The following is a 26,273-nucleotide window of genomic DNA, read 5'->3' as shown; positions in this document are numbered from 1 at the left end:
TTAAATTTCACATGCATAAGTCGAAATGGTACCTCTTAAACGTTGTGCTTCTTTATACGTACAACGGTTATGGACAACTTGCAGACCACCTTCTAAAGCTACTTGTTCTGCTTTCGGTGATACTACACCTTCTTGCAGCCAGAATACTTTTGGATTCACTTCGATTGCTTCTTTGGCAATTTCGATAGCTGCATCAGGACTGCGGAACACTTGCACAATATCGATATCCACTGGAACACTCTTAAGATCAGGATAGGCTTTTTCACCTAGAATCTCTGTTTCTCTCGGGTTTACCGGTATAATTTTATAGCCTAGACGTTGCATTTTTCTAGCAAGACGATAGCTAGGTCGTGCTTCTTTTCCACTTAATCCAACGATTGCTAGTGTTTTTTGACGAGTTTGCTCTTCACCATTTTCCTGATAACGTTCATATGGTGAATTCAATGCCCATTTAATGATACCTTCGTCATTAACAACAATTTGTTTTTCTTTTTCCGTTCCGATTCCCGTTGCTTTTACTAGGGCTTGATCTAAGTCGTTTTGAATATCACGGATCGATTCAATACCAACAGATAAACGCACTAATTCTTCGGATACACCTGTTTTATCCAGTTCTTCTTTTGTTAATTGCTGATGTGTAGTCGATGCCGGGTGAATAATTAAGGATTTAGCATCCCCTACGTTTGCTACATGTGACCATAGCGCTACATTGTTAATCAAGTCGCGTCCAGCGTCACGTCCTCCTTTAATTCCGAAGACGATAATCGACCCAAAGCCGTTATTCAGAATACGCGTTGCCAGTTCATGAGACGGATGGTTTTCCAAGCCTGGATATCTCACCCATTCTACCGCTTCATGCTGGTGTAAATATTCCGCTAATTCCTGGGCATTACGATTATGTCGTTCCACTCTTAAGTGAAGTGTTTCAAGCCCTTGCAATAGCTGGAAGGCATTGAATGGACTTAAAGCAGCACCAAAATCTCTTAACAGCTGGACGCGAACCTTCGTTATAAAGGCTAATGTACCAAAGTCAACCGCATAACGGATACCGTTGTAACTTGGATCTGGTTCTGTAAACGCTGGATATTTTTCTGAATTCCAGTTAAATCTTCCTCCGTCGACAATTACACCACCAATGGAAGTACCATGACCCCCGATCCATTTTGTTGCAGAATGAACGACAATGTCCGCTCCTAATGTAATCGGCTTACAACCAAATGGGGTTGCGAAGGTGTTATCAATTATTAAAGGAATTCCCGCATCATGAGCAATATCTGATACCCTTTCTATATCTAACACTTGTAAACCAGGATTCCCAATAATCTCACCGTAAACAGCTTTCGTATTTTCGTTAATCGCTGCTTTAAAGTTCTCTGGATCGGTTGGATCGACGAATTTTACGTTAATACCGTATCTTGGCAACGTTATATTAAACAAATTATACGTACCACCATATAAGTTCACACCTGCTACAATTTCATCACCTGCACTAGCAAGATTCAAAATCGAAAGCGTGATGGCAGACATCCCGGATGACGTGGCAACAGCTGCAACTCCATCTTCCAACAGCGCCATTCTCTTTTCAAAAACGTCTACAGTTGGATTACCAATTCGGGAATAAATATTTCCAGGCTCATCCAGTGCAAATAACCGTTCCGCATGCTCTGTATCATGGAACACGTAAGAAGTAGATTGATAGATCGGCACTGCTCTTGATCCTGTTGTTGGATCTGGTGCCTGCCCGCCGTGTAAATGAATAGTTTCTGGATCATACGTTGAATGCTTGTAATTTGGCATGTTTATTTCCTCCCCAAGTTTTCAAAAAATTTAATCTTTTCTAATTATTAAAAAGCCTTCTTCATAAGAAGAAGGCTTTTATTAGCTATGCAGAAGTCTTCCTCTTATCTGTCAGGATAATACCTGCAGGAATTAGCACCTTTTAAGCATTTGCTTAATGGTTGCCGGGCATCATCGGGCCAGTCCCTCCGCCTCTCTGGATAAGAGTTTACCTATTTAGTTGTAATCATTAAAAAAATCTCGCTATTTGAGATAGAGAGACTTAACTAATGGCTTCGCTCTCTTATCTCTCCAAGCTTAAACGCTCAGTGGAATTGGCACCTGTATTAAGTGAACAGACACTTAATGGTTGCCGAGGCATCAAAGGGCCATGTCCCTCCACCTCTCTGGATAAGAATCTATTCAATTCCGAGTTGTTTACTTATGTTTATCATTTGTTAGATATACTTTAGCATGTTCTGAAAATGGTGTCAACAAATATTTTGAATATTATTAATTACCATAAAATGCCTGTGCGTCAAGGGGTTGCACCTTTTGACGCCGCTCGAAATACGATGTAACAGAAAAGGGTGACGGACATGGAGACGAAAGTAGATATACTTGCAGAAGCACTCCCGCTTTTAGATATCATCACGATGCTGCTGGTAGGTGAAGATCTTGTTACAGGACTGGTTTACGTACTAGTGATCAAGTGCGTTACAAAAGATGAATTAGTGAAAGTTTCTTTTATATTATTAATTATTGTGTTGAATGGCTGATGGTTACAGCTTGTCCGTTTGAAGCAATTTGGCTTGCTTAACATGGAAAAATAAAACCGGATAATTACAGCCAATCTTAATACAAATACCTGTAATACGGATTATGCAAAGTAAAACTCTCTAACATTGTAGTGATTTTGATAGATTTCATCTGCTTAGCAAAGCTCCGGAAATAGGCTCCGCGTCCTGTGGGCACGGCTTCAGCTAGGCTACTACCTGTAATACTTCTTTGCTGCCTTGTACCGAGGAAGCTCACTTCGAAGCAATACTTGCAGACACAGGCACAAATGAAGTGGATCTTCAGCTCGTGCTGATTCCACGGGAGTCTCCGCCTATTTCCTACGCTTAAGGAAGTGCTACAACGTATATAACAGCTAAAAGCAGTGATTCTAAGCATTATGTTATTAAATGCTGATATTTATGGATGCAATCAATATGCTAACTGATCCAAAGATTGTTGAGTAACTACGCTAGCGTAGGCCAACCAGGTAGGCGTTGAAGATCCACAACGTCTGCACCTGTGTCTACTAGTAATGTTTCGAAGTAGGCTTCCTCGGTGCAAGGCAGCAAAGAAGTAAATCAAGTAGTGGTCTAGCTCCATCCGTGCCTGCAGGACGCGAAGTGGTTGGTAGAAGGAATCCTGGCACATGTATCATTTCGAAATTATCAGCAAGCATAAAGCAGCTATACATAATCCGTATTATAAGAACTTGTATATTATTTTCTCAGTTTTAAGCCAAATTTTCTTTTAACATGTAAATAAAAAAAGTGGCGAGTTAAAACTTCGCCACTTTTTCTAGATTAACTTAATTTAAATCAGATGGTTTATGCTCCATTACTTTATCGATTAAACCATATTCTTTTGCACGTTCAGCTGTCATGAAATTATCACGATCTGTATCTTTTTCGATTACCTCTAGTGGTTGACCAGTGCGTTCCGCAAGAATTTGGTTTAGTTTTTTACGCATCTCGATAATACGATTTGCATGGATCTGAATATCAGACGCTTGACCTTGTGTGCCGCCAAGTGGCTGGTGAATCATAACTTCACTGTTAGGCAGTGCAAAACGTTTACCAGGCTCACCTGCTGCAAGTAGGAAAGCACCCATAGATGCTGCCATACCAATACAGATGGTAGAAACATTTGGTTTGATGAATTGCATGGTATCATAAATCGCCATACCCGCTGTAATGGAGCCACCTGGTGAGTTAATGTATAAAGAAATATCTTTATCAGGATCTTCTGCCGCTAAGAATAACAATTGTGCTACGATACTGTTAGACACGTTGTCATCAATGCCGCTTCCTAGCATAATAATTCTGTCTTTTAAAAGGCGAGAATAAATGTCATATGCACGTTCGCCTCGGTTTGTTTGTTCAATAACTGTTGGAATTAAATTCATTGAAAATTCCTCCTTCAATACACATAGTTTCATTTACTAATTTCATCTTAACTGAAAGGTCAAATAAGGTCAAAAGATATGATTGTCTAATTTCATCCTACCCTTATCCCTACTTCTTTAAACGTTTGGACATAAATATTTATCTTGTGAGGTATGTATTGAAATTATACGAAGAATTGGTTATAATTATTCTTGTCGCAATTTTTATAGTGCGTACATGATCAATATGCGCCCGTAGCTCAGGGGATAGAGCAATGGTTTCCGGTACCATGTGTCGGGGGTTCGAATCCCTCCGGGCGCGTTACAATTATAAGTAAAAAAGAGCCTGGTACAATTATTTGGTTTTACGTTATTAGTAACCAAATAATTGTACCAGGCTCTTTATTCTTTTCTAAATTATAAGGCGCCCATCCCACCGTCTACACGATATTGTCCACCTGTAATAAATTCACTTTCGTCACTAGCTAGAAACAAGACTAAGTTGGAGATATCACTCGACTCCCCATATCGGCCTAATGGAATAGTTTGTGCCATGGATTGTTCATCCGTATTCATTCCCTCTTCTAAAGAACGCATCATTCTGGTATTGACAGGTGATGGATGAATAGAATTAACTCGCACATTAGCACTTGCCGCCTCAAGTGCTGCTGTTTTAGTTAATCCTACAACGGCATGCTTAGAAGCGATATAAGGAGCTACCCCAGGACTGCCACTTAAACCTGCTACAGATGACGTATTAATAATACTACCGCGGCCTTGTTTGGTCAAAACAGGCAATACGTATTTCAATCCTAAAAATATACCACGCACATTTACATTAAGTACTTTATCGAGATCAGCTACATCCTGTTCAACGATTGGTGCTACCTTACCTTCTATCCCTGCATTGTTAAAGAAAATATCAATTGTCCCAAATTTTTCAACTGTTTGATTTACATACCTTTCAACATCTTCCTCTTTAGAAACGTCAGCTTGTACTGTCAACAGTTCACCATGAGCATTTAATGCATTTTTTGTTTCATCAAGCGCTTCTTGGAACAAATCTACTAATACCACCTTTGCGCCTTCTTTCAGGAATCTCTCGGCTGTTACTTTACCGATACCGCCTGCTCCACCTGTAATAAGTGCAACTTTTCCAGATAGCTTTTCCATACCTAACACTCCTCTAATTTATTTTAAAATCAACACCAATTGTATTATAAGGTTATAACATATTTTTTTCTTTTCTAAGCCTTTTTATGTATTTATTTTTTTGTGTATTTTATAATTCAGTTTTAGAACTAATTGGAGTAAAAAGCTGATGGAATACCAACGTATTGATTACAAATAAAAACACTAAGATCAATTTAAATCTTAGTGTTGGTAAGACTGTCCAGGAAAATTATTTGAAAAATTTTTTCATCATCTTATTAGCTGATTTATTTTTAACCTTTTTACTAACTTCGCGCTTTATTTTATCTTTTTTTCCTTGGTCCATATTCATCCACGCTTTTGCGCCTTTTTTAGCAATTGATTTCAGATTCATTTGCTATCACCTCGAAAATAGTATATCAATATAATGCTGTGGAATCCATGATTAACCCTGAGGAATTATTTTATGTTTAACAATCCACAAAAAGTGGTAAATATATTCTGTATTAACAGGAGGTTTACAATGAATTATTCATGGAAAAAAAGAAAATTACTTAGTCAGACATTGCGCCTGACATCAATTATATTAGCATTAGCAATCGTTATCGTCATGTCACTATGTAACGTACTACCATTACCGAACACCTTTACTTGGATGTTAGCAATCGCAGTCGCTGCGGGGGCATTTAGTCTAATTCCTCATTTTAAAGCTGCACGGACATCTGTTTAAGAAATATTTCATACAACTTATAGTAACCTGTAAGTTTTACATTATAACTTTAATTAGCCATGTAATCGTTCCTTTCATTAGGAACGATTTTCTTAATAAAGAAAAAAGCATTTATGTACAGTCATGATAGTGATCATACTGAATATTAAGAGGAGTTCTTATAATACGTATTATGTTAACTGCTCAGTGGTAATTTTGAAATGTTTCTAGTGCTTGCATACCGCTCCAGCCAACCACTTCACTTACTGCGGAGCCTATTTCCGAAGCTTTGTTACACTGATGAAATCTATCAAAGTCAGAAAGTACTACCTATAATACGTATTATAGGTAGTTGTATATCTACTTCCATTCGTTAAAGCCGGGCAATTGAAAGCCCGGTTTTTCTTATTTAGATCCTTCTGCAAATGCTGATAACTCAGCCAGTGCTTCTTGTTCATCACTTCCATCGGTAATAATTTTAATACTGCTTCCTTTTGATAACGCTAAACTCATTAAACCCATGATGCTTTTTGCATTAATCTGTCTGTTTTCTTTCTCCACAAAAATTTCAGACGTAAAACTGTTTGCTTTCTGCACAAATTGAGCTGCTGGTCTTGCTTGTAAACCTGGTTCTACCCCAATGACAATTTCTTTCTCTAACATGATTTACCCCTCCCGAAAAGTAAGCGTTATCATTTTATCTTATTATAACATAACCCATATTATTCCTATTATGCAAGCAACAAGATTTCCAAAAGGTAAACTTCTGCGGAATGACGGGCGGTTTATATCCCGCAGAAGTTAATTTCAACACAACTATGACTGACTAGATACTTCTTCATTTCTTAATTGATCAGCAAATTGATCAATTTTTTTCAGACGATGGTTAATACCTGACTTACTTATCTTCCCGCCGGACAACATTTCACCCAATTCTTTCAGTGAAACATCCTGGTGCTCCATTCGTAACCTTGCAATCTCTTGTAATTTATCAGGTAACGCTTCTAACCCAACTGTCTTGTCTATAAAACGGATATTCTCCATTTGTCGAAAGGCTGCACCAATGGTTTTATTCAAATTAGCTGTTTCACAATTGACCAGGCGATTTACAGAATTACGCATATCACGCACAATCCGTACATCCTCAAACTTGAACAATGCTTGATGTGCTCCCATGTAATTCAACAGCTCAGTAATTTTTTCGGCTTCTTTAATATATGTGATAAAACCTTTTTTGCGTTCCAAAATACGCGCATGTAAATGATAGGCATTCAAAAGATCACATAAGGATTGATTATGTTCTTCATGAAAATTATATATTTCTAAATGATAAGAAGAAGTTTCCGGATTGTTAACAGAGCCACCAGCTAAAAAGGCACCACGTAAGTAGGATCGTCTGCAACATTGCTTCTCGGTATATTTCGGAGAAATAGTTCGAATAAATTGCAATGGTTCTACTAAAATTTCGAGGTCCTGGAGCATCTCCTTTACTCCTTCATTCATTCGTACAATATAGACATTGTTTTTCTTTAATTTCATTTTCTTACGCACAAGTAGCTCTACTGGTATATCATAAATAGACTTAATTAGTGTGTAAATCCGGCGAGCAATGGCAGCATTTTCGGTTTGAACGTCCAATGAATAGGCATTTCTTGATAAGGAAATCGCACCGTTCATCCGGATCAGTGCTGCTAATTCCGCTTGCTGGCAACAATCATCACTTTCTATCTTTGTTAATTCTTTCTTTATATCTGCTGCAAAAGACAACTTTCTCCCTCCCCTCTGCCACACACCAAATTGCTTTTTCTTATGTTAAGGAACAGAGCACATTAGCTACTTTATCCGTGTCGTGCCGCAGTGAATGATTTAATTCCTTGACAATATCAGCTTCAATAATCTCAAGCCCCATATCACGTAATCTGTCCAGGTCATATTTAACTGGTTCTGCATTCTCTTCTGCGTAAACCATTTGTACGTTTTTGGCGATTGTCTGATTGTGGACAATAACAGCCTGTATACAGTCATCACCAATGTGGTCAGTAATTGCTTTTACGTGATCAGATGCCGTATAATGATTTGTTTCACCAGCCTGTGTCATCACGTTACAGACGTACACAACCTTTGCCTTCGTGGCACGTAATGCTTCCCCAATCTGAGGCACGATCAGATTAGGAAGCGTACTGGTGTACAAACTACCTGGTGCAATCACGACTAAATCAGCATCATGGATTGCCGTTACTGCTTCAGGTAATGGCAACACAGGGTTTGGTTTTAAGAATACACGTTTGATTCGTTTATTCGCTTTAGGAATATTGGATTCTCCTACTACGACCTCACCATCTTCATATTCAGCATGCAAGAACATATTCTGATTCGCAATCGGATAAATATTTCCTTTAACGTTTAATACTCTTGATATTTCCTTGATCCCATTATAGAAATCGCCTGTCACGGATGTCATCGCCGCTAGAAGCAGATTTCCCATTGAATGCCCGGAAAGACCGTTGCCTTTCGTGAAACGATGCTGAAACAGGTCCATTAACATCGGTTCCACATCTGACAGAGCTGCAATGACATTACGGATATCACCTGGTGCAGGCATTTCCATTTCCGTTCGGAGTCGGCCGGAACTGCCACCATCATCTGCAACGGTGACAATTGCTGACAACTCAATTGGTTGTTGTTTTAAACCACGTAAGATAACTGGCATTCCTGTACCGCCGCCAATGACGACGATTTTTTTTGGAGTCATTGATGTCATAATTAACCCTTTCGTTTCTCTATATCACGATGACTAACATGTGTGACATAATTTTTTTGGAAATATTTCGCTAAATGTTCCGCTATTGCCACCGACCGATGTTGACCGCCAGTACAGCCGATCGCAATGACCAGTTGTGTTTTTCCCTCCCGCTTGTATTGCGGCAGCATAAATTCTAACAGGTCAATCGTTTTTTCGATAAATTTCTGTGTATCCGACCATTTAAAAACGTACGATGAAACTTCTGAACTTAAACCTGTCAGTGGGCGCATCTGTTCAACATAATGTGGATTAGGTAAGAAACGAACATCAAAGACAAGATCTGCATCAATTGGCAAACCATATTTGAAACCGAAAGATAGCGTGTGTACCGAGAAGATTTCCTGATCTTTTTTGCTATATCGCTGTACGATTTCTTCGCGCAGTTCCTTCGGTTTTAATTGAGAGGTATCGATAAAATGCTGGGCACGCCCTCTTAATTCATCCAGTATTTTTCTTTCCGCATGAATTCCTTCCAACGGTAATCCATCTTGTGCCAGCGGATGTGAACGACGCGTTTCTTTATACCGAGAAACTAAGACATGATCACTCGCATCCAGGAAAAGGATATGTTCTTCCAGCCACTTCTCTTGTCCCAAAGCATCCAATGCTTCAAAAAGTGTATCAAAAAACTCTCTTCCTCGTAAATCCATGACGAGTGCTACTTTCTGAATGGTATTGGTAGCATCCTTCATCAATTCCAAGAATTTCGGCAAAAGGGCTGGTGGCAAGTTATCGACACAATAATAACCCAGATCTTCGAAACTTTGAACAGCTACTGTCTTTCCCGCACCTGACATACCTGTAATAATGACTAATTTAATTTCATCCGTTTGTCTCCCCATCAAACAACACCCCTCGCTTTCGCTACTAGTATGTAACGACTCAACTATTATATTTACTATTATACACGGAGAAATTGACGTCTACCACCAAAAAAAATTGGCATAGGTTATGAAACCTATGCCGTCAAGTTCTATATTTATTAAAAAGGGGGTCAATTAGTTAATTACATTATATCTAATTAATGTTTCGTCCGTGTTACAACCGCGTTAATTTCTAATTACGTCTGTATTTCGAAAAGATTACAGGACTAGCTAGGTGCGTTGACCTTTTCCTCTAAGTTCTCAATATAAGACTGCGCGGCTTGCGCTGCAATACTTCCGTCTCCAGTAGCAGTTACGATTTGACGAAGTTCTTTCTCACGAATATCCCCAGCAGCAAATACACCTGGCACACTTGTTTCCATTTTTTCGTTTGTTGGAATATAACCTTCTTCATTGGTAATACCTAATGATTTGAATGGTTCACTTAATGGTACCATCCCGATATAAATAAAGGCCCCATCAATGTTATGGTCATACTCTTCGCCAGTTTCTTTGTTATATAATGTAACACTTCCAACTTTCCCGTCTTTATCATTAATAGACTTGACGATCGTATCCCAGATGAAATCGATTTTGTCATTATTAAAGGCACGATCTTGCAGAATCTTTTGAGCACGAAGTTCATTACGACGGTGCACGATCGTGACTTTACTTGCAAATCTCGTTAGGTAAACACCTTCTTCGACAGCAGAGTCACCGCCACCGACTACAATCAATTCTTTTTCTTTAAAGAAGGCACCATCACAAACGGCACAATAAGAGACGCCACGTCCACCAAGCTCTTCTTCACCAGGTACGCCCAATTTCTTGTATTGTGCTCCAGTAGTGATAATTAACGCTTTTGTTTTGTATTCTTTAGAACCTGCAATAATTGTTTTATAGTCGCCATGATCGATCACTTCTTTAATGTCTCCATAAGCATATGCTGCTCCGAACTTTTTCGAGTGATCAAACATTTTAGTTGATAAGTCAGGACCTAATATATGGTCATATCCTGGATAGTTTTCTACATCCTCCGTGTTTGCCATTTGTCCACCAGGAATACCTCTTTCCAGCATTAATGTATCTAAATTTGCACGTGATGTGTAGACAGCTGCCGTTAAACCAGCCGGACCAGCACCTGCAATTATAACGTCATAAATCTTTTCTTCTGTCATGACTGTCACCCTTTCTTCTCAATTGTTCTCTCTATTATGATATGGACGGTACAAAAGGTCTACTAATCTGCTCAATTCCCGTTCCATGGAGGTGTTTGTTCAGCTAGTATCTGAAAATGTTTACAACCTTCTCGCCATAATTGTTCTGCCTCTGCTCTCATTCCTAATTGATACTGACAAGTACTATACCATCTATAGTAGGAAGGATGGCCTTTTAACTTCGGTTTATGCAACATTTTAAATCGAGGAAGTGCTTTATCATATCGTCCGATTTGAGTTAAAGTAACGGCAATTCGTAATTTTTGCTGCTCATGAATTGGATAAATATTTTCCAGCATGTTCGCATAATCATGACTTTTTTCATTATTCTGTTCAAGTCCATGAAAAATGGCCAGGTTCATCATACTAAACAAAGCATCTGGATGCTCTTGCAAATAGTTTTCTTCCCGTTCAATGGCTTCGTTTCGTTCTCCGATGAAAAACAGCGCATAATGATATTCATGTCTGGCTTGTGAAAATTCCGGGAACAAAGTGATCATCTCTTCTAAAACAGCAATCGCTTCTTCCCATTCTTCACGCTCGAGATGATAGAAGGCTGTTTCCTGGTACATGAGAAGATCATCTTCTTCATCCAATGTCCAATCATCGTCGTCCTCATCTTCATCATCGAAATCCAGCATTTCCAATAATGTTGCGGCTTCTTCACGAAATTCCCCATCAGTTGCTTTTTCTAAATAAAGTTCTGCATATTTGATCGCATCTTGTAAAAGACCTAAATGCGCATAATTATTCGCAATTAAATAATAACAATCTATATATTCTTCACCTTGCTTTGCTAATACCCTTGTTAACAGCTGGTTCGCCAAATGGTAGGAACCCATTTCCGTATATACAATTGATGTCTGACATTGATATAACGGATTGTCCGGCTTTTCTTCCATTGCTTTTTGAAACCATTTTAAGGAGAGGTCAAATTTTTGCTTTTGGTATGCTTCAATACCTTTTGAGAAATAAAAATCCCCTTCTGGTATGAAAGGTATGATGTTGCCCTCTAATGAATGTGATTTTGACACGTTTATGGTTCCCCTCCTATCTTTACCTGCAAAAAATTATAATGTTAATAGCTTAATGGGCTTCTAACCCTTCTCTTGTTTGAGGTGTTAACGCCCGTAATAGCAAGAAAGTTTGCTACGGTATCTTACGGACGGTAGCACCATGATAAAATTCGATGACTAATGCATTATAACACAATTTGCATACAATGAAAGTACCTTTTTTTATGACAGATGTTTTGGTCCGCCTGCGAACATGTAGTAAGATAAAGTGAGACTTTGATAAGTGGGGGGGCTGCCCCCACTGATCATTAGCGAAACTTATCAGGGAGTTAGCGGCTGTTAACTCCTACTTAGCTGCTTTGTGATGCTCGAAGCTTGAAGCGGGAGCTTAGCATCGTGATAAATAAAAAGGAGGAAAAAGTCATGAATATTGCCATCATTGGTGCTGGCGCATTAGGCAGTTATTTCGGTGTCCGTTGGCTGCGCGCAGGGGCTAATGTCCAGTTTATCGTACGCGAAAAGAGAGCAAAACAATTACATAAGCACGGGCTTACGTTACATAGTGTCAAAGGGGATGATCAGATCCAGTCACCTTCTGCTATTATCCATGCCGAAGAGGCAGTCAAACCCGATGTTATCGTAATTGCAGTAAAAGGTTATCATCTTGATGCCGTCCTTGATACAATAAAGACACTAGCAGGACCTGACACCTTTTTATTACCAATCCTGAATGGTGTCGCCCATTATCAGACATTGGCTGACCATTTTGGAGAAGAAAAAATACTAGGTGGTTTAGCAAATATTATAGCCACACTGGACGAATCTGGCCACGTGGAACACACGAGCGAGATTCACGAAATTCGGTTTGGTGCTTTGCACCATGGTCAAGAACAAATATGTGAGCAACTGGAAGAAATTTCTAAGAAAGCCAACATGCAAGCAGCATATAGTGAAAAAATGTTAACTGATATCTGGTATAAGTATATGTTTATTACTGCATTTTCGGGAATTACCACTGCAAGTGAGCTGGAAATCGGACCATTGCTTAAGCATCAAGCAACGAAAGATGTGCTGAATATGCTGTTTCAAGAGATGCGACAAATTGCAATCGCTGAAAAAGTAGATTTAACAGACAGAAGAATAGAAAAGGCCTGGGCGACGATTCAACAGCTTCCAGTTAAAGCAACTTCGTCCATGCATCAGGATTATCGCAAAGGCTTACCGCTCGAATTAGAACATTTACACGGGGCTGCTATCGCAATAGCAAAAAAACATCAATTGGATGTACCTGCACTCCACACGATTTATGGTATTATCAAAGCAAAAAGCTGATGAATTATTCATCAGCTTTTGTTAAGAAAGGATCCTTTAACTCGCGTTCTTGCATTTGTTCTCTGTCATATACTAGGCGCATTGGATTTCCTGCTACAAATGTGCCTGCTTCGACATCCTTATATACAACCGTACCAGCAGCTACTACTGCACCATCGCCAATTATAACTCCAGGTAAAATCGTACAATTAGCTCCGATCATAACTTCATTACCTATTGTTACATCACCAATCCGGTACTCTTTAATCAGATATTCGTGCGCAAGAATCGTCGTGTTATAACCGATCACCGAATTTGTACCGACTTTTATCTTTTCCGGAAAAAAGATGTCCAGCATAACCATAAGACCGAACGCTGTCTGATTGCCAACTTTCATATTAAGAAACGTACGATACAAACTGTTTTTCACTTGCAGAAAAGGTGTATACCTGGCAAGCTGTATAACGATGAAATTTCGAATCACCTTCCAAAATGGGACAGTCTGATAAACATGCCACAAACTATTCGGACCATGAACACGGTACCGTTCCGTTTTCCTCATGGTTACTCGACTCCAACAATGGTCAATAGATCGCTCATTTCTTCTAACATATAGTCTGGATTATGTGCTTCTAAAATTTCTCTGCCTTTAATCGTCCAAGCTACTCCTGCTGTCTGTACGCCAGCATTGTGACCTGCTTCGATGTCATGGTAATTATCGCCCACCATCATCGTTGTCATTGGGTTTGCTTTTATCTGGTCAATTGCCTTAAGAATTGGTTCTGGATGGGGCTTGGCATTCTCTACGTCATCCAATCCTATTAATACATCAAATAACTGATCCATACCGGTAATCTTCAAGCCTAATTTCGCAGTGTCATTCAACTTCGTTGTCACGATGCCCAACTGATAGCCTGCTTCTTTCAGTTTTTGAATAGTTTCCACTACAGTCGGATAAGCTTCCACATATTTATCATGATTTGCTAAGTTATGCTCACGATATGTCGCCATCAAATCTTCGACTTTATCTTTATTCACTTTTTTCATACTGTCAATTAATGGCGGACCGATAAAATCAAGTATTTCTTCTCTTGTATACGGACGATCGCCGAACTTCTCAATCGTATGAGCGAATGATGCAATAATTAATTCATTCGTATTGATCAATGTTCCATCTAAATCAAATAATATCGTTTCTATCTTCATTTTTTACCTCCAAGTGCTGTCAAAAAAGAGCTCTGTCATTATTTCTTATGTTGTGTGATTTTTTTACCTTGATACGTTCGATCTGCTAATCCTTTTTTTCGGCGATAGAACATAACAATCAGTGATCCGACGATTAATAGTACCGAAATAAATTGTGCAGTTCGTAATTCACCGATAATGTATAGGCTGTCTGTACGCATACCCTCAATGAAATAACGGCCAAATGAATACCAAATCACGTAGGTTAAGAACATTTCTCCTCGACGTAAAGGATACTTTCTTAAGATTAGTAACAAGATAAATCCTGCAATGTTCCAGACAGATTCATATAGAAATGTGGGATGATACATCGTACCTTCAATACACATCTGATTCATAATGAAGTCTGGTAAGTATTGATGAAAGTTCTGATATGTAGCTTCGGAAATTGGACCGCCGTGTGCCTCCTGGTTCATGAAATTTCCCCAGCGACCGATAGCCTGTCCAAGAATAATACTAGGAGCTGCAATATCTGCAATTTGCCAAAACGAAAGTTTCTTCACTCGCGTGAAAATAACGGCAGTTAAGACGGAACCAATGAGTGCCCCGTGAATCGCTATACCACCTTCCCAGACGGCAAATACTTTCCACCATGCATCATTTACATAGCGATCCCATTCAAAAATAACGTAATATGCCCGTGCACAAATAATAGCAATCGGGATTGCAAATACTACTAAATCAACAATATAGTCCTTTTTTACACCTAATCTATCTGCTTCCATCGTCGCAATCCACAAACCTAAAAAGGCACCAGACGCGATGATAACACCATACCAATAAATCGATAATGGCCCTAATTGTAAAAAGATAGGATCAAGCGCAGGAGCTTCACATGCCAAAATCAATCTCCTCCGTTCTTTGATTAATAATCCATATCAATATCTGTTTCAAATTCAGACTCTTCATGTCCACCATTTTGAATCATTTTAGACAATCGTTGTGAGAATTCTTCTGCTGCATTAACACCCATTCGTTTTAAACGGAAATTCATCGCAGCCACTTCTATAATAACAGCAAGGTTACGACCAGGTCGAACAGGAAGTGTTGCTTTCGGAATTTTAACGTCGATGATTTTCATCGTCTCCTCTTCAAGCCCTAATCGATCATACTGTTTCTTTTGATCCCAAGTTTCTAAGTTGATAACTAGGGAAATCTTTTTGTGAGAGCGCACAGAACCAGCTCCGAACAGCGTCATTACATTAATAATGCCTAACCCACGAATCTCCAGTAAATGTTCGATTAATGGTGGAGATGAACCAATCAAGCGGTCGTAGTCTTCCTGACGAATTTCAACGCTATCATCTGCTACCAGACGGTGACCTCTTTTCACCAATTCCAGTGCTGTTTCACTCTTACCGACACCAGATTGACCGGTAATTAATACACCTATCCCATAAATATCTACTAATACGCCATGCACAGCAGTGAACGGAGCAAATTTGGCCTCTAAGAAGTTAGTGATCCTGCTAATAACTCGTGTTGTTTTGTACGGTGAACGCATTAACGGCACGCCGGAATCTTCACAAGCCTCTACTAATTCTTCTGGCACTTCCATATCTCTCGTCACTACAATTCCTGGTGTAATGTCCGTACATAAACGGTAGGAACGATCTTTTTTCTCTTCCAAGGTTAATTCGGAGAAATATGATAGCTCTGTTTTACCCAAAAGCTGTAAACGATCTTTCGGATAGTATTTGAAATATCCCGTTAACTCTATACCAGGACGCGAGACTTCACTCATAAATATTTCTCTGTGAATTCCTTCCTTCCCTGCAATCAGCTCGATTTTAAAGCGATCAAGCAAATCCTGCGTACGAACTTTAGCCATTTTTATAGCCCCCCTGTTTCTGAAAAAATCCCTTTTTCCATTCTCCACTATTGTATATCTTGCTGTAACTATTGTAGCACTTTTTGAAAAAGATAGTACAGATTAGAATGAAAAAATTAAGTGGATAAAAAAACGAATGATCCTATTCGTACCGTTCCATCTAACATAAATATATATCCACAGGCACCTTGAAATACGGATTATGTTCACCGTAATGGTTATTTTAAAATGTTGTCAGCAGTATGATACATTCTACCAACCACTTGTCTGTGCCTGACCCCAAATACAATTTCCTATAATATAGATTATGTAAAGTGGAGCTGTCTGACCTTGTGGTAATTTTGAAATGATTCATGTGCTGGGATACCGCTCCGTCCAACCACTTCGCGTCCTGCGGGGCACGGCTAAAGCTAACTTTGTGAAGAAGGGCACTTCACAAAGTGGATCTTCAGCGCCTGCCTGTCCCGCGGGAGTTATTATGAACGAAACTAGCCCCTTTTCGTATTATCGAAGGTTAATCCGGGTATAGCGTAAATGAAATGAAAACCCAAATCAGAGCTAAAATACGAAAGGAGCTAGTACCATGAAGTATAACACAAAATATGTAGGATTAGACGTATCGAAAGAGAAAATAGCAGTAGCCGTTGCGGATGAAGGACGTTCTAAACCAAGGTATATTGGGATGATTGACTATACGGTAGGAGCCATTGATAAGATAATGAAGAAATTAGGAGAATCCGCAGAGCTTCAAGTTTGTTATGAGGCCGGAGCTGTTGGGTATGGACTCTATCGATTACTTACACATTTGGATATCCCTTGCGAAGTTATTGCGCCATCCTTAATCCCTCAGAAACCTGGTGATAAGGTGAAGACCGATAAGCGAGATGCTTTAAATCTGGCAACCCTTTATCGCGCAGGGGAATTAACACCGATTTTTGTCCCCACGGAAGATGATGAGGCTTTACGTGATTTAGTTCGGGGACGTGAAGATGTGAAGGAAGATGAAAAAAGAGCCAAACATAGAGTGAACCATTTTCTTCTTAGAAATGGAAGAAAAGAACCGGAAGGAGTCAGAAAATGGAGTGTGAGATATTGGGAATGGCTTCACACCTTAACATTTAAACGATTAACATCAAGGAGCATATTCCAAGAATATGTGCAACAACTTAGGGAATCTCAACAACGATTAAAGCGATTAGAAAAGATTATTAAAGAAGAAGCCGAAAATGGTGTACATGCCCCCATGATTCAAAAACTTATGTCACTTCGAGGTGTAGCCTTAATCACCGCAACTAGTTTAGTGGCAGAAGTCGGTTCATTTGAACGCTTTCAAAAAGCCAGCCAATTTATGGCCTACACAGGTTTGGTGCCGATGGAAAGTTCCAGCGGGTATATACGGAAGCAAGGTAATATAACGAGAACAGGAAATAGACATGTTCGAAGGCTTTTGATTGAGGCTGCATGGAGTTATCGTTATTCACCTGCCGTGAAAGGAGAGTTGGCAAAGAGACAAAAAGGACAACCAGCTAATGTTACAACTATTTCGTGGAATGCCCAACAACGCTTGCATAAGAAGTATTTCCGACTAATGCAACGAGGAAAAGAAAGTGGTAAAGTTATCACAGCTATTGGGAGAGAGTTGGCAGGTTTCATATGGGCAATTGCCAACGAACCAACTAATGAATTTACGTAATCATTAAAGTAGGCATGCGCGAATAAAAGGAAGAAGTGATCTGTAATAAAAGGAAATGAATATAGGGCTTGAAGGCAAAGATAAAAACCGTAAAGGATAACGCACGACGTAGACTTGTGCTAGCTATGTTTTAATAGTGAACGCACGCCAGGAGTTCGTGACAGATCCTGAAACGGAAAGATAAAATGTGAGAACCCACGGATATCAGTATGCCAATCGGAGCAGAGAATTTTTGCCTTCATGCCGTGTGTTCACCTCCTTTATAACTGAAAAGGAAGGGTGAATCCCATTATTTCTTAGCTTTGCATAAGTGTCTCTCCTATCAAAAGGATCGTCAAGGAGAACACTTGACAATCCTTTTGATAGGAGAGGAGAAGTTGGTAAGCTAAGAAGAAGGAGATATTCTGCATATCTCTGCTTATTGAATAGTATTTAAAAAAAGAGCCAACATAGACTCTTAGCTTAAGGTTGCCCAAAATTAGAAACTTTCCATTGTTTGCGAGAGGGATTTGACAGTTTCGTTCATATCAGTCTACGTGGTTGGCCTGCGCTAGAATAGGGACTCTACAACTTTTGTAAGAGCTAGCAGTTTGATCGCTGCATGTATAACAGTAATTGAATGAATAACATAATGCCTAAAACCACTGCTTTTAGCTGTTCCAATCGATGTAGCACTTCCTCTAAGCGTAGGAAATAGGCGGAGACTCCCGTGGAATCAGCGCGAGCTGAAGATCCACTTAGGAAAGAAAATTCTTTTCTTTCCTAAGTTAGCTGAAGCCGTGCCCACAGGACGCGGAGCCTATTTCCGGAGCTTTGCTAAGCAGATAAACTATATCAAAATGGCCATTTTGCAATACATCCTTACTTTACATAATCCATATTATAAGAAAGAACTTCATGTTCTAAATGATTACTGCTGTGACTGCTCTTTTCTTGTTCGAAAAAAACCGCTATGGTATTCATAGCGGTTTAGTCTTTCACTATCTTGTTGATAAAGAAATTCATGATTGAGAATAAAATGGCAGCGATCAGGGCCATGGCAAAGCCGTCAATCACGAAATTATCACCTAGCAGCGCTTGGGTAAACCAAAGCGTGATAGCGTTGATGACAAATAAGAAAAACCCTAGCGTAACAATCGTTATTGGTAACGTTAATACGACCAGAATTGGTCTAACAATCGCATTTAATACAGCAAGTATCACACTTGCCAATAAAGCAATGCCAAACCCGTCAATCGTAAAGCTTTCAAAAAGATAATCAATCAACATGAGAGCCAGCGCGTTGAATACGAGTGATAGTATCCAGCGCATTATGACCGCTCACTTTTTTTTGGAATAATCAGGGCAGCAGCTATATATAAAATCGTCAGCGGAATACCTGCTGTAAAGATTAATAATACGATATAAATCAGACGTAATATCGTTGCATCTAAGTTGGTTAATTCTGCGATACCACCGAGGACTCCGGCAAGCATACTATTTGTTTCAGAACGATATAGTTTACGTGGTTCCATTCTCAGCCTCCTATCATGACTGTAATCTCCTATCTATATTTCCACAAGCAAAGGAGATTAAACGTCATGGCACCTGCTCAATATTTCCAAGTATAGAATGATTCCATGCCTAACCATTGTTTGGCTGCAGCCATGATATCTTCTTCTTGATTTTTCACTGTTGCAAGCATACCATCTGCTTGCGATTTATGGGCCTGAATCGTATCAAATTTTTTCTCAAATACATCTGATACGTCATTCACCACATCTGGCTCCCCTAGCTCTATAGTATGCGACCGGCTAATCGCTTGTGCCCATACGGCAGGACGTTCCTGCTCTGGAATCATTTCAACAGCCCGAATCGCTGCTGCACCAAATGCATCATGGTCTGGATGAACCGCATGACCAGGATAATGGGTAATAACAAGCGATGGTTTTATTTTTTCTAAATAAGTGTAAAGATGTTGAGCTACTTCTTCCGTTGATTCAAATTCCAACGTTTTGTCTCGATAGCCTAACATTTCAAGGTTAATATCTAATACTTCACAAGCTTTAATTAATTCTTCTTTACGGATTTCTGGTAATGTTTCCCGATTGGCAAAAGTCGGATTCCCCATGTTTCGTCCCATTTCTCCTAAGGTACCACAAAGGTACGTAACTGGGATTCCTTTTTGACGAAAGGTTGTTATCGTTCCGGATGCACCAAACGCCTCATCATCAGGATGTGGATATATGACAACTACGTGTTCTGACACAGTAATTCCTCCTTCTTAATAATGGAATGGTGTTTCACTAATCTGCAATGACACCATCAATCTTCCTTCGCGATCATGACCCGCCATTAACAGCTGATTTTGGTCATTTATTTCAAATTGATTGACACCTTCTGCATAAATCCAGCCAATATCTAATTTGAGTCCGACGCGATATGTAACACCAGCACCGACTACTTTTCCGCGCTGATAAGATACATTTGCATTACGGATAAATGCCCCCACATTGTAGGCATCTTCATTAAAGTGACTGGCATATGCTCCATTTGTTGTTTCTAAATGGACATATACGCTTTTATTTGCACGATCATCAATATGTTTTTGCAACTGATTTATTTCAATTGGTTCCATAATTTATGGCAGCCTCCTCTTTCCTTGCATTCTTTCTCTATTTTAGCACAGTTAGGGTATAAGTTCTTGTGAGAAAGATTGAGAGCATCTTATTGAAATGATTAGCAGGAACAGTGTACCAATATCCTAGTATCTGATTTTATTCAACATGACGATTTGGCAGATTACCCTTACTTATCCTGTTAGAAAAAAACAAGCATAATCCGCCCCGTACTAATTGACATAATTGATATACAACTACCTATAATATGGATTATGCTTAGTGGTAATATTGAAATGATTCATGTGCTGGGATACCGCTCCGTCCAACCACTCCGCGTCCTGCGGGGCACGGCTGGAGCTAACTTTGTGAAGGAGGGCACTTCACAAAGTGGATCTCCAGCACCTGCATGTCCCGCGGGAGTCTCCGTGGTTGGCCTACGCTAGAATAGGGACTGTACAACTTTTGTAAGAGGTAGCATATTGATCAATGTAAACATAACAGGAATGGAATGAATTACATAATGCTTAGAACCACTGCTTTTAACAATTCCATACGTTGTAACACTTCCCTCAAGCGTAGGAAATAGGCGGAGACTCCTCATGCCTCAGCGCGAGCTGAAGATCCACTTCATTTGTGCCTGTGTCTGCAAGCATTGCTTCGGAGTAAGCTTCCTCGGCACAAGGCAGCAAAGAGGCATTTTCAAGTAGTAGCCTAGCTCAAGCCGTGCCCACAGGACGCGGAGCCTATTTCCGGAGCTTTGTAATGAGATAAATTATTTCAAAATGACTATTTTGCAAAAAAGCCTTTGTTTACATAATCCATATTATAGGAAGTCAACTTCATCTTCTTCATCTCTTTTCTTATCATGTTACATACTAAATTCTCACTGCTTCATAACTACGAAAAAAAGCCGCCCATTGGGCAGCTTTTTTATTTGCCGATCATTGCTTCCATTCTTGCTTTATCTCTTTCGAGGACAGGTTTTAGATATCTTCCTGTATGTGATTCTTTTACTTCGGCGACTTCTTCTGGTGTGCCTGTGGCTACAATGGTACCGCCACCGTCGCCACCTTCTGGACCGAGATCGATAATATAATCGGATGCTTTGATCACATCAAGATTATGCTCAATGATAATTACCGTATCCCCGTTATCAACTAGGCGCTGAATCACTGTCAACAAGCGAGAAATATCATCGATGTGGAGACCTGTGGTTGGTTCATCCAGGATATAGAGCGATTTTCCGTTTGAACGACGGTGTAATTCACTTGCCAGCTTAACACGCTGAGCTTCCCCTCCAGATAAGGTGGTCGCAGGCTGACCTAAACGTACATAGCCAAGACCGACATCATAAATTGTTTCCATTTTACGTCTTATTTTCGGAATGTTTTCGAAAAATGACAATGCCTCCTCAATCGTCATGTCGAGGACATCGGCAATGTTTTTCCCTTTATATTTCACTTCCAGCGTCTCACGATTATAACGTTTGCCCTCGCAGACTTCACACGGTACATAGACATCCGGGAGGAAATGCATTTCAATTTTAATGATACCATCACCGCGGCACGCCTCACAGCGGCCACCTTTAACATTGAAACTGAAGCGGCCTTTTTTATAGCCTCTGATTTTTGCCTCATTAGTTTGCGCAAATACATCTCGTATATCATCAAAAGCCCCGGTATAAGTAGCCGGATTGGAACGTGGTGTTCGACCAATAGGGGACTGGTCAATATCAATTACTTTTTCTAAATACTCGATTCCGTTTATTTTTTCATGCTTACCAGGTTTTTGCTTAGCACGATGCAGATGAACAGATAAGCTTTTGTGTAAAATTTCATTGATTAATGAACTCTTCCCAGAACCGGATACACCAGTGATTGCTGTGAAAATGCCAATAGGAATTTTCACATCAACGTTTTTCAAGTTATTCTCTTCAGCACCGATGATTTCTAAATAACGATTATCAGGCTTAGAGCGTTTAGCTGGAACAGGGATAAATTTCTCACCTGATAAATATTGTCCGGTTAAAGATCGCTTCTTCTTCATCACCTGTTTAGGTGTGCCTTGAGCGACTACTTCCCCACCGTGTTCACCAGCTCCTGGGCCAATATCGATCAAATAGTCAGCGGCAAGCATGGTGTCTTCATCATGCTCAACTACAATTAATGTATTACCCAGATCACGCATCCGTTCTAATGTCTGAATCAAACGGTCGTTATCACGTTGATGCAGACCAATCGATGGCTCATCCAGGACATACAGAACCCCCGTTAAGGCCGAACCGATCTGCGTTGCTAAACGGATCCGTTGTGCCTCACCACCAGATAATGTCCCTGCCGCTCTTGATAGTGTGAGGTAGTCCAGTCCTACGTTCTTAAGAAAAGTAAGACGATCATCCAGTTCATTGACTATCATTTTTGCTATTTGAATCTCTTTTTCTGACAAATTAAGTGAGGTGAAGAACTGAATAGCTTCCGTTACGGACAATTCCGTCACTTGTCCAATGTGTAAATCATTTACCTTGACAGCAAGTGCTTCATCACTAAGTCGATAGCCTTCACAGGTCGGACATGCTTTATTCGCCATGTATTTCTCCATCTGTTCACGAATGAAATCAGAGGATGTCTCTCGATAGCGACGAGCAATATTGTTCAATACACCTTCAAAATATATGTCTGTTTCACGTGTCATACCATAATCATTCTCATACCGGAAGTAGATTTTTTCCTTGCCACTTCCTTTTAAAATTCTATTCATGTCACGTTTGCTCAGTTTTTTAACCGGGACATCCATATCAATGCCATAATGATTACAAACACTTTTTAGCATTTGCGGATAATATTGCGAACTGGTCGGTTCCCAGGCGACAATCGCACCTTGGTTTAATGTTAGATCCTTATTTGGAATCACTAGGTCAACATCGACTTCCAGTTGTGAACCTAAACCATCACACGTTTTACATGCGCCCCACGGACTGTTAAATGAAAAGAGGCGTGGTTCCAGTTCATCAATGGAAAATCCGCATATCGGACAAGCATGATTTTCACTAAAGAGCAGCTCCTCTTCTCCAATGACATCGACAATTACTTTGCCCTCGCCTAACTTTAATGCTGTTTCAATAGAGTCAGAAAGTCGTCCTGTAATACCTTCTTTCACCACTATTCGGTCAATGACAACTTCAATAGAGTGATTCTTGTTCTTGTCCAGTTCAATATCATCACTTATCTCTCGCATCTCACCGTCCACGCGCAAACGAATGTACCCTTCTTTTTGAAGATCTTCTAACACTTTAGCGTGGGTTCCTTTTCGCCCGGAAACAACGGGTGCAAGAATTTGTAATTTTGTCCGCTCCGGGTAAGTGAGAATTCGATCCACCATTTGCTCTACGGTTTGTGACGTGATTTCCTCCCCGTGAATTGGACAGATAGGATGTCCAATCCGAGCAAAAAGCAAACGCATATAATCGTAAATTTCTGTTACCGTTCCTACAGTAGAACGCGGGTTTCGACTTGTTGTTTTCTGATCGATTGAAATAGCCGGTGATAGCCCTTCAATTGAATCGACATCAGGTTTGTCCATTTGTCCTAAAAACTGACGAGCATAAGCGGAAAGGGACTCGACATATCGTCTTTGTCCTTCCGCATAGATCGTATCAAAAGCTAGCGATGACTTACCGGATCCGGATAAACCAGTCAACACTACCAGCTTATCTTTTGGTATATCAATCGAAATGTTTTTTAAATTATGAGCACGCGCTCCTTGTATTGAAATCGATTTTTTCGCCATTATTTTCACCCTTCTGCTTTCAATTCTAATACTGCATCACGAAGCTCTGCCGCCCGCTCGAAGTCGAGGTCGCGAGCTGCCTGCTTCATTTCCTGTTCCATTTGTTCGATTAGTGATTTTCTTTCTTTCTTCGTCATTTTACTAACTTCTTTTGCTTTTTCGTTGTATTGCTCTTTGTCTTCTGCCGCAATCGTAGCGCGAATAACATCACGTACTCCTTTATTAACCGTTTGCGGTGTAATCCCATGTTTTTCGTTATATGCTTGCTGCTTTTCACGACGTCTATAGGTTTCTTCAATTGCACGTTTCATCGAATCCGTCTCTTTATCTGCATACATGATTACTCTACCATTCTCATTACGCGCTGCCCTTCCCATTGTTTGAATGAGAGAACGCTCAGAACGAAGGAAACCTTCTTTATCTGCATCTAAAATAGTTACCAAGGAAACCTCCGGAATATCTAATCCTTCACGTAATAAGTTAATACCGACCAGAACGTCATACTTACCAACACGCAAGTCCCGAATTACTTCAATACGTTCCAGCGTTTTAATTTCAGAGTGTAAGTAAGCAACTTTTAATCCGACTTCTTTTAGATAATCAGTTAAATCCTCAGACATTTTTTTCGTTAAGGTCGTCACTAATACTCGTTCATTTCTTTCCACACGTTTATTAATTTCACCGATTAAATCATCTACCTGCCCATCGATTGGACGAATATCCACTTCCGGATCCAATAATCCGGTTGGTCGAATAATTTGTTCGGTCATAACCGGTGTATGTTCGAGCTCATACGGTCCAGGAGTGGCTGAGACATAGATTAACTGATTGGCTTTTTGTTCAAATTCATCGAAAGTCAGCGGACGGTTATCCATTGCCGATGGTAAACGGAAGCCATGATCAACTAATACTTTCTTACGAGCCTGGTCTCCATTATACATACCACGAATTTGCGGTAATGTAACATGAGACTCATCGATGACGATTAACGAATCATCAGGAAAGTAATCAATTAATGTATAAGGTGTAGAACCTGCATCTCGCAAGGAAAGATGACGAGAATAATTTTCAATACCTGAACAGAATCCCATCTCTTCCATCATTTCAAGGTCATAGTTGGTTCGCTGTTCTAAGCGCTGTGCTTCTAACAGTTTGTCCTCTTCTCGAAATTTTGCAAGCTGCTCATTTAATTCCTTTTTTATATTTTCCATTGCTACTTTTAATTTTTCTTCTCGCGTTACGAAGTGAGATGCCGGGAATATCGCAATATGTTCTCGATCCCCTAGTATTTCACCGGTCAAGGCATCCACTTCACGGATACGATCTATTTCATCACCGAAAAATTCGATGCGCACACAATGTTCTTCCCTTGATGCCGGAATTATTTCTACTGAATCCCCACGGACGCGAAAGGTACCACGCTGAAAGTCAATATCATTGCGAGCATACTGAATATCCACCAATGCTCTTAACAATTCATCACGGTCTTTTTCCATTCCTACTCGCAGCGATAATACTTGACTGCTATACTCTTCTGGTGAACCTAAACCGTAAATGCACGAAACGCTGGCAACGACCAGGACATCATTTCGTTCAAACAAAGAAGAGGTTGCAGAGTGTCGCAGTTTATCAATTTCATCATTCACACTGGCATCTTTTTCTATAAAAGTATCTGTCGACGGTACATACGCTTCTGGCTGATAATAATCGTAATAACTGACAAAATACTCTACTGCGTTATTAGGAAAAAACTCTTTAAACTCACTGTATAACTGCCCCGCAAGTGTTTTATTATGAGCGATCACAAGCGTCGGCCGGTTAATTTCTTTCACGACATTACTAACTGTAAACGTCTTACCTGTTCCTGTAGCACCTAGTAATGTCTGGTGACGTTTATTGTTTTCGACACCTTCTACAAGCTCTTTAATCGCACGAGGCTGATCCCCTTGCGGCTGATAAGGTGCCTGTAAATCAAAAGTATGTTGATCCACCATATTACCTCCGTTCTCTTTATCTATCTATTAGTATACACGATCGCTTTAAAAAAAGCGAACAAATATTCGTTTTGGGTTTTATTGGTTTCCTCTTCATTATAACCAAAGGTGCGAGG

The 26,273-nt window shown here is 39.9% G+C and carries 24 protein-coding genes, 1 tRNA gene and 2 riboswitches; of the genes, 5 read left to right on the top strand and 20 right to left on the bottom strand.

Annotated features, from left to right (window positions below; all coding sequences use genetic code 11):
* Positions 1-1,797 (bottom strand): PLP-dependent aspartate aminotransferase family protein, encoded by a 1,797-nt coding sequence (locus MUN87_RS21715; protein WP_244743929.1) that lies wholly within the window; start codon positions 1,795-1,797, stop codon positions 1-3.
* A 101-nt stretch (positions 1,798-1,898) separates the two neighbouring features.
* A riboswitch (SAM riboswitch) is annotated at positions 1,899-2,004 on the bottom strand.
* Between the two features lie 73 nt (positions 2,005-2,077).
* A riboswitch (SAM riboswitch) is annotated at positions 2,078-2,194 on the bottom strand.
* 181 nt (positions 2,195-2,375) lie between these two features.
* Between MUN87_RS21715 and MUN87_RS21710 the strand changes: the two genes are divergently transcribed.
* Entirely contained in the window at positions 2,376-2,555 is a 180-nt protein-coding gene (locus tag MUN87_RS21710; protein WP_244743928.1) for a hypothetical protein, read from the top strand.
* 806 nt (positions 2,556-3,361) lie between these two features.
* On the opposite strand, the gene clpP is transcribed toward MUN87_RS21710, so the two are convergent.
* Entirely contained in the window at positions 3,362-3,958 is a 597-nt protein-coding gene (clpP, locus tag MUN87_RS21705) for an ATP-dependent Clp endopeptidase proteolytic subunit ClpP (protein ID WP_244743927.1), read from the bottom strand.
* Positions 3,959-4,186: 228 nt separating this feature from the next.
* Here clpP and MUN87_RS21700 point away from each other — a divergent pair.
* A tRNA-Arg gene (locus MUN87_RS21700) sits at positions 4,187-4,259 on the top strand.
* Between the two features lie 95 nt (positions 4,260-4,354).
* On the opposite strand, the gene MUN87_RS21695 is transcribed toward MUN87_RS21700, so the two are convergent.
* Entirely contained in the window at positions 4,355-5,110 is a 756-nt protein-coding gene (locus MUN87_RS21695; RefSeq protein ID WP_244743926.1) for an SDR family NAD(P)-dependent oxidoreductase, read from the bottom strand.
* Between the two features lie 229 nt (positions 5,111-5,339).
* Positions 5,340-5,483, bottom strand: a complete 144-nt coding sequence (locus tag MUN87_RS21690; RefSeq protein WP_244743925.1) for a hypothetical protein — start codon at positions 5,481-5,483, stop codon at positions 5,340-5,342.
* 129 nt (positions 5,484-5,612) lie between these two features.
* Between MUN87_RS21690 and MUN87_RS21685 the strand changes: the two genes are divergently transcribed.
* A complete protein-coding gene (locus tag MUN87_RS21685; protein ID WP_244743924.1) occupies positions 5,613-5,819 on the top strand; it encodes a hypothetical protein in 207 nt (68 codons plus the stop codon).
* Positions 5,820-6,203: 384 nt separating this feature from the next.
* On the opposite strand, the gene MUN87_RS21680 is transcribed toward MUN87_RS21685, so the two are convergent.
* The 6 genes from MUN87_RS21680 to MUN87_RS21655 all read right to left on the bottom strand — a co-directional run bounded on the left by MUN87_RS21680 (position 6,204) and on the right by MUN87_RS21655 (position 11,715).
* A complete protein-coding gene (locus tag MUN87_RS21680; protein WP_244743923.1) occupies positions 6,204-6,461 on the bottom strand; it encodes an HPr family phosphocarrier protein in 258 nt (85 codons plus the stop codon).
* A 153-nt stretch (positions 6,462-6,614) separates the two neighbouring features.
* Positions 6,615-7,565, bottom strand: a complete 951-nt coding sequence (gene whiA, locus MUN87_RS21675; protein ID WP_244743922.1) for a DNA-binding protein WhiA — start codon at positions 7,563-7,565, stop codon at positions 6,615-6,617.
* A 40-nt stretch (positions 7,566-7,605) separates the two neighbouring features.
* Positions 7,606-8,559 carry a gluconeogenesis morphogenetic factor MgfK gene (mgfK, locus tag MUN87_RS21670; RefSeq protein WP_305037418.1) on the bottom strand — a complete coding sequence of 318 codons (954 nt, stop codon included), beginning with the start codon at positions 8,557-8,559 and terminating at the stop codon, positions 7,606-7,608.
* A gap of 2 nt (positions 8,560-8,561) precedes the next feature.
* Positions 8,562-9,443 (bottom strand): RNase adapter RapZ, encoded by an 882-nt coding sequence (rapZ, locus tag MUN87_RS21665; RefSeq protein ID WP_244743921.1) that lies wholly within the window; start codon positions 9,441-9,443, stop codon positions 8,562-8,564.
* A gap of 248 nt (positions 9,444-9,691) precedes the next feature.
* Positions 9,692-10,642: a thioredoxin-disulfide reductase gene (gene trxB, locus MUN87_RS21660; RefSeq protein ID WP_244743920.1), complete on the bottom strand. Its 951-nt coding sequence runs from the start codon at positions 10,640-10,642 to the stop codon at positions 9,692-9,694.
* A 71-nt stretch (positions 10,643-10,713) separates the two neighbouring features.
* Positions 10,714-11,715 (bottom strand): tetratricopeptide repeat protein, encoded by a 1,002-nt coding sequence (locus MUN87_RS21655; protein ID WP_244743919.1) that lies wholly within the window; start codon positions 11,713-11,715, stop codon positions 10,714-10,716.
* Between the two features lie 405 nt (positions 11,716-12,120).
* Between MUN87_RS21655 and MUN87_RS21650 the strand changes: the two genes are divergently transcribed.
* Entirely contained in the window at positions 12,121-13,029 is a 909-nt protein-coding gene (locus tag MUN87_RS21650; RefSeq protein WP_244743918.1) for a ketopantoate reductase family protein, read from the top strand.
* Positions 13,030-13,033: 4 nt separating this feature from the next.
* Here MUN87_RS21650 and MUN87_RS21645 read toward each other — a convergent pair whose 3' ends face one another.
* From MUN87_RS21645 to hprK, 4 genes are read right to left on the bottom strand one after another with little or no spacing between them, the layout of a single operon-like run.
* Positions 13,034-13,570, bottom strand: coding sequence for an acyltransferase (locus MUN87_RS21645; RefSeq protein WP_244743917.1), 537 nt, complete (start codon positions 13,568-13,570; stop codon positions 13,034-13,036).
* Between the two features lie 2 nt (positions 13,571-13,572).
* On the bottom strand, positions 13,573-14,214 hold the full coding sequence (gene ppaX / locus MUN87_RS21640; protein ID WP_244743916.1) for a pyrophosphatase PpaX: 642 nt from the start codon (positions 14,212-14,214) through the stop codon (positions 13,573-13,575).
* A 38-nt stretch (positions 14,215-14,252) separates the two neighbouring features.
* On the bottom strand, positions 14,253-15,095 hold the full coding sequence (lgt, locus tag MUN87_RS21635) for a prolipoprotein diacylglyceryl transferase (protein ID WP_244743915.1): 843 nt from the start codon (positions 15,093-15,095) through the stop codon (positions 14,253-14,255).
* Between the two features lie 23 nt (positions 15,096-15,118).
* A complete protein-coding gene (hprK, locus tag MUN87_RS21630; protein WP_244743914.1) occupies positions 15,119-16,084 on the bottom strand; it encodes an HPr(Ser) kinase/phosphatase in 966 nt (321 codons plus the stop codon).
* 583 nt (positions 16,085-16,667) lie between these two features.
* Between hprK and MUN87_RS21625 the strand changes: the two genes are divergently transcribed.
* Positions 16,668-17,777 carry an IS110 family RNA-guided transposase gene (locus tag MUN87_RS21625; protein WP_244743913.1) on the top strand — a complete coding sequence of 370 codons (1,110 nt, stop codon included), beginning with the start codon at positions 16,668-16,670 and terminating at the stop codon, positions 17,775-17,777.
* 969 nt (positions 17,778-18,746) lie between these two features.
* Here the strand turns inward: MUN87_RS21625 and MUN87_RS21620 are convergent.
* The 6 genes from MUN87_RS21620 to uvrB all read right to left on the bottom strand — a co-directional run bounded on the left by MUN87_RS21620 (position 18,747) and on the right by uvrB (position 26,157).
* Positions 18,747-19,088, bottom strand: a complete 342-nt coding sequence (locus MUN87_RS21620; RefSeq protein ID WP_244743912.1) for a phage holin family protein — start codon at positions 19,086-19,088, stop codon at positions 18,747-18,749.
* Positions 19,088-19,291 carry a PspC domain-containing protein gene (locus tag MUN87_RS21615; protein ID WP_244743911.1) on the bottom strand — a complete coding sequence of 68 codons (204 nt, stop codon included), beginning with the start codon at positions 19,289-19,291 and terminating at the stop codon, positions 19,088-19,090. Before MUN87_RS21615 ends, MUN87_RS21620 begins: the two co-directional genes overlap by 1 nt.
* Before the next feature lie 77 nt (positions 19,292-19,368).
* Positions 19,369-20,025 carry a bacillithiol biosynthesis deacetylase BshB2 gene (gene bshB2 / locus MUN87_RS21610; protein ID WP_244743910.1) on the bottom strand — a complete coding sequence of 219 codons (657 nt, stop codon included), beginning with the start codon at positions 20,023-20,025 and terminating at the stop codon, positions 19,369-19,371.
* A gap of 15 nt (positions 20,026-20,040) precedes the next feature.
* Positions 20,041-20,394 carry a YojF family protein gene (locus MUN87_RS21605; protein ID WP_244743909.1) on the bottom strand — a complete coding sequence of 118 codons (354 nt, stop codon included), beginning with the start codon at positions 20,392-20,394 and terminating at the stop codon, positions 20,041-20,043.
* Between the two features lie 913 nt (positions 20,395-21,307).
* Positions 21,308-24,163 carry an excinuclease ABC subunit UvrA gene (gene uvrA / locus MUN87_RS21600; protein WP_244743908.1) on the bottom strand — a complete coding sequence of 952 codons (2,856 nt, stop codon included), beginning with the start codon at positions 24,161-24,163 and terminating at the stop codon, positions 21,308-21,310.
* A 5-nt stretch (positions 24,164-24,168) separates the two neighbouring features.
* Complete coding sequence (uvrB, locus tag MUN87_RS21595; RefSeq protein ID WP_244743907.1) at positions 24,169-26,157, bottom strand: excinuclease ABC subunit UvrB; 1,989 nt, start codon at positions 26,155-26,157, stop codon at positions 24,169-24,171.
* Positions 26,158-26,273: the final 116 nt, after the last annotated feature.

Source organism: Gracilibacillus salinarum (genome assembly GCF_022919575.1).
Classification (GTDB): domain Bacteria; phylum Bacillota; class Bacilli; order Bacillales; family Amphibacillaceae; genus Gracilibacillus; species Gracilibacillus salinarum.
The sequence above is the reverse complement of the archived record's forward strand: the minus strand, read 5'-3'. Positions and strand labels throughout refer to the sequence as shown.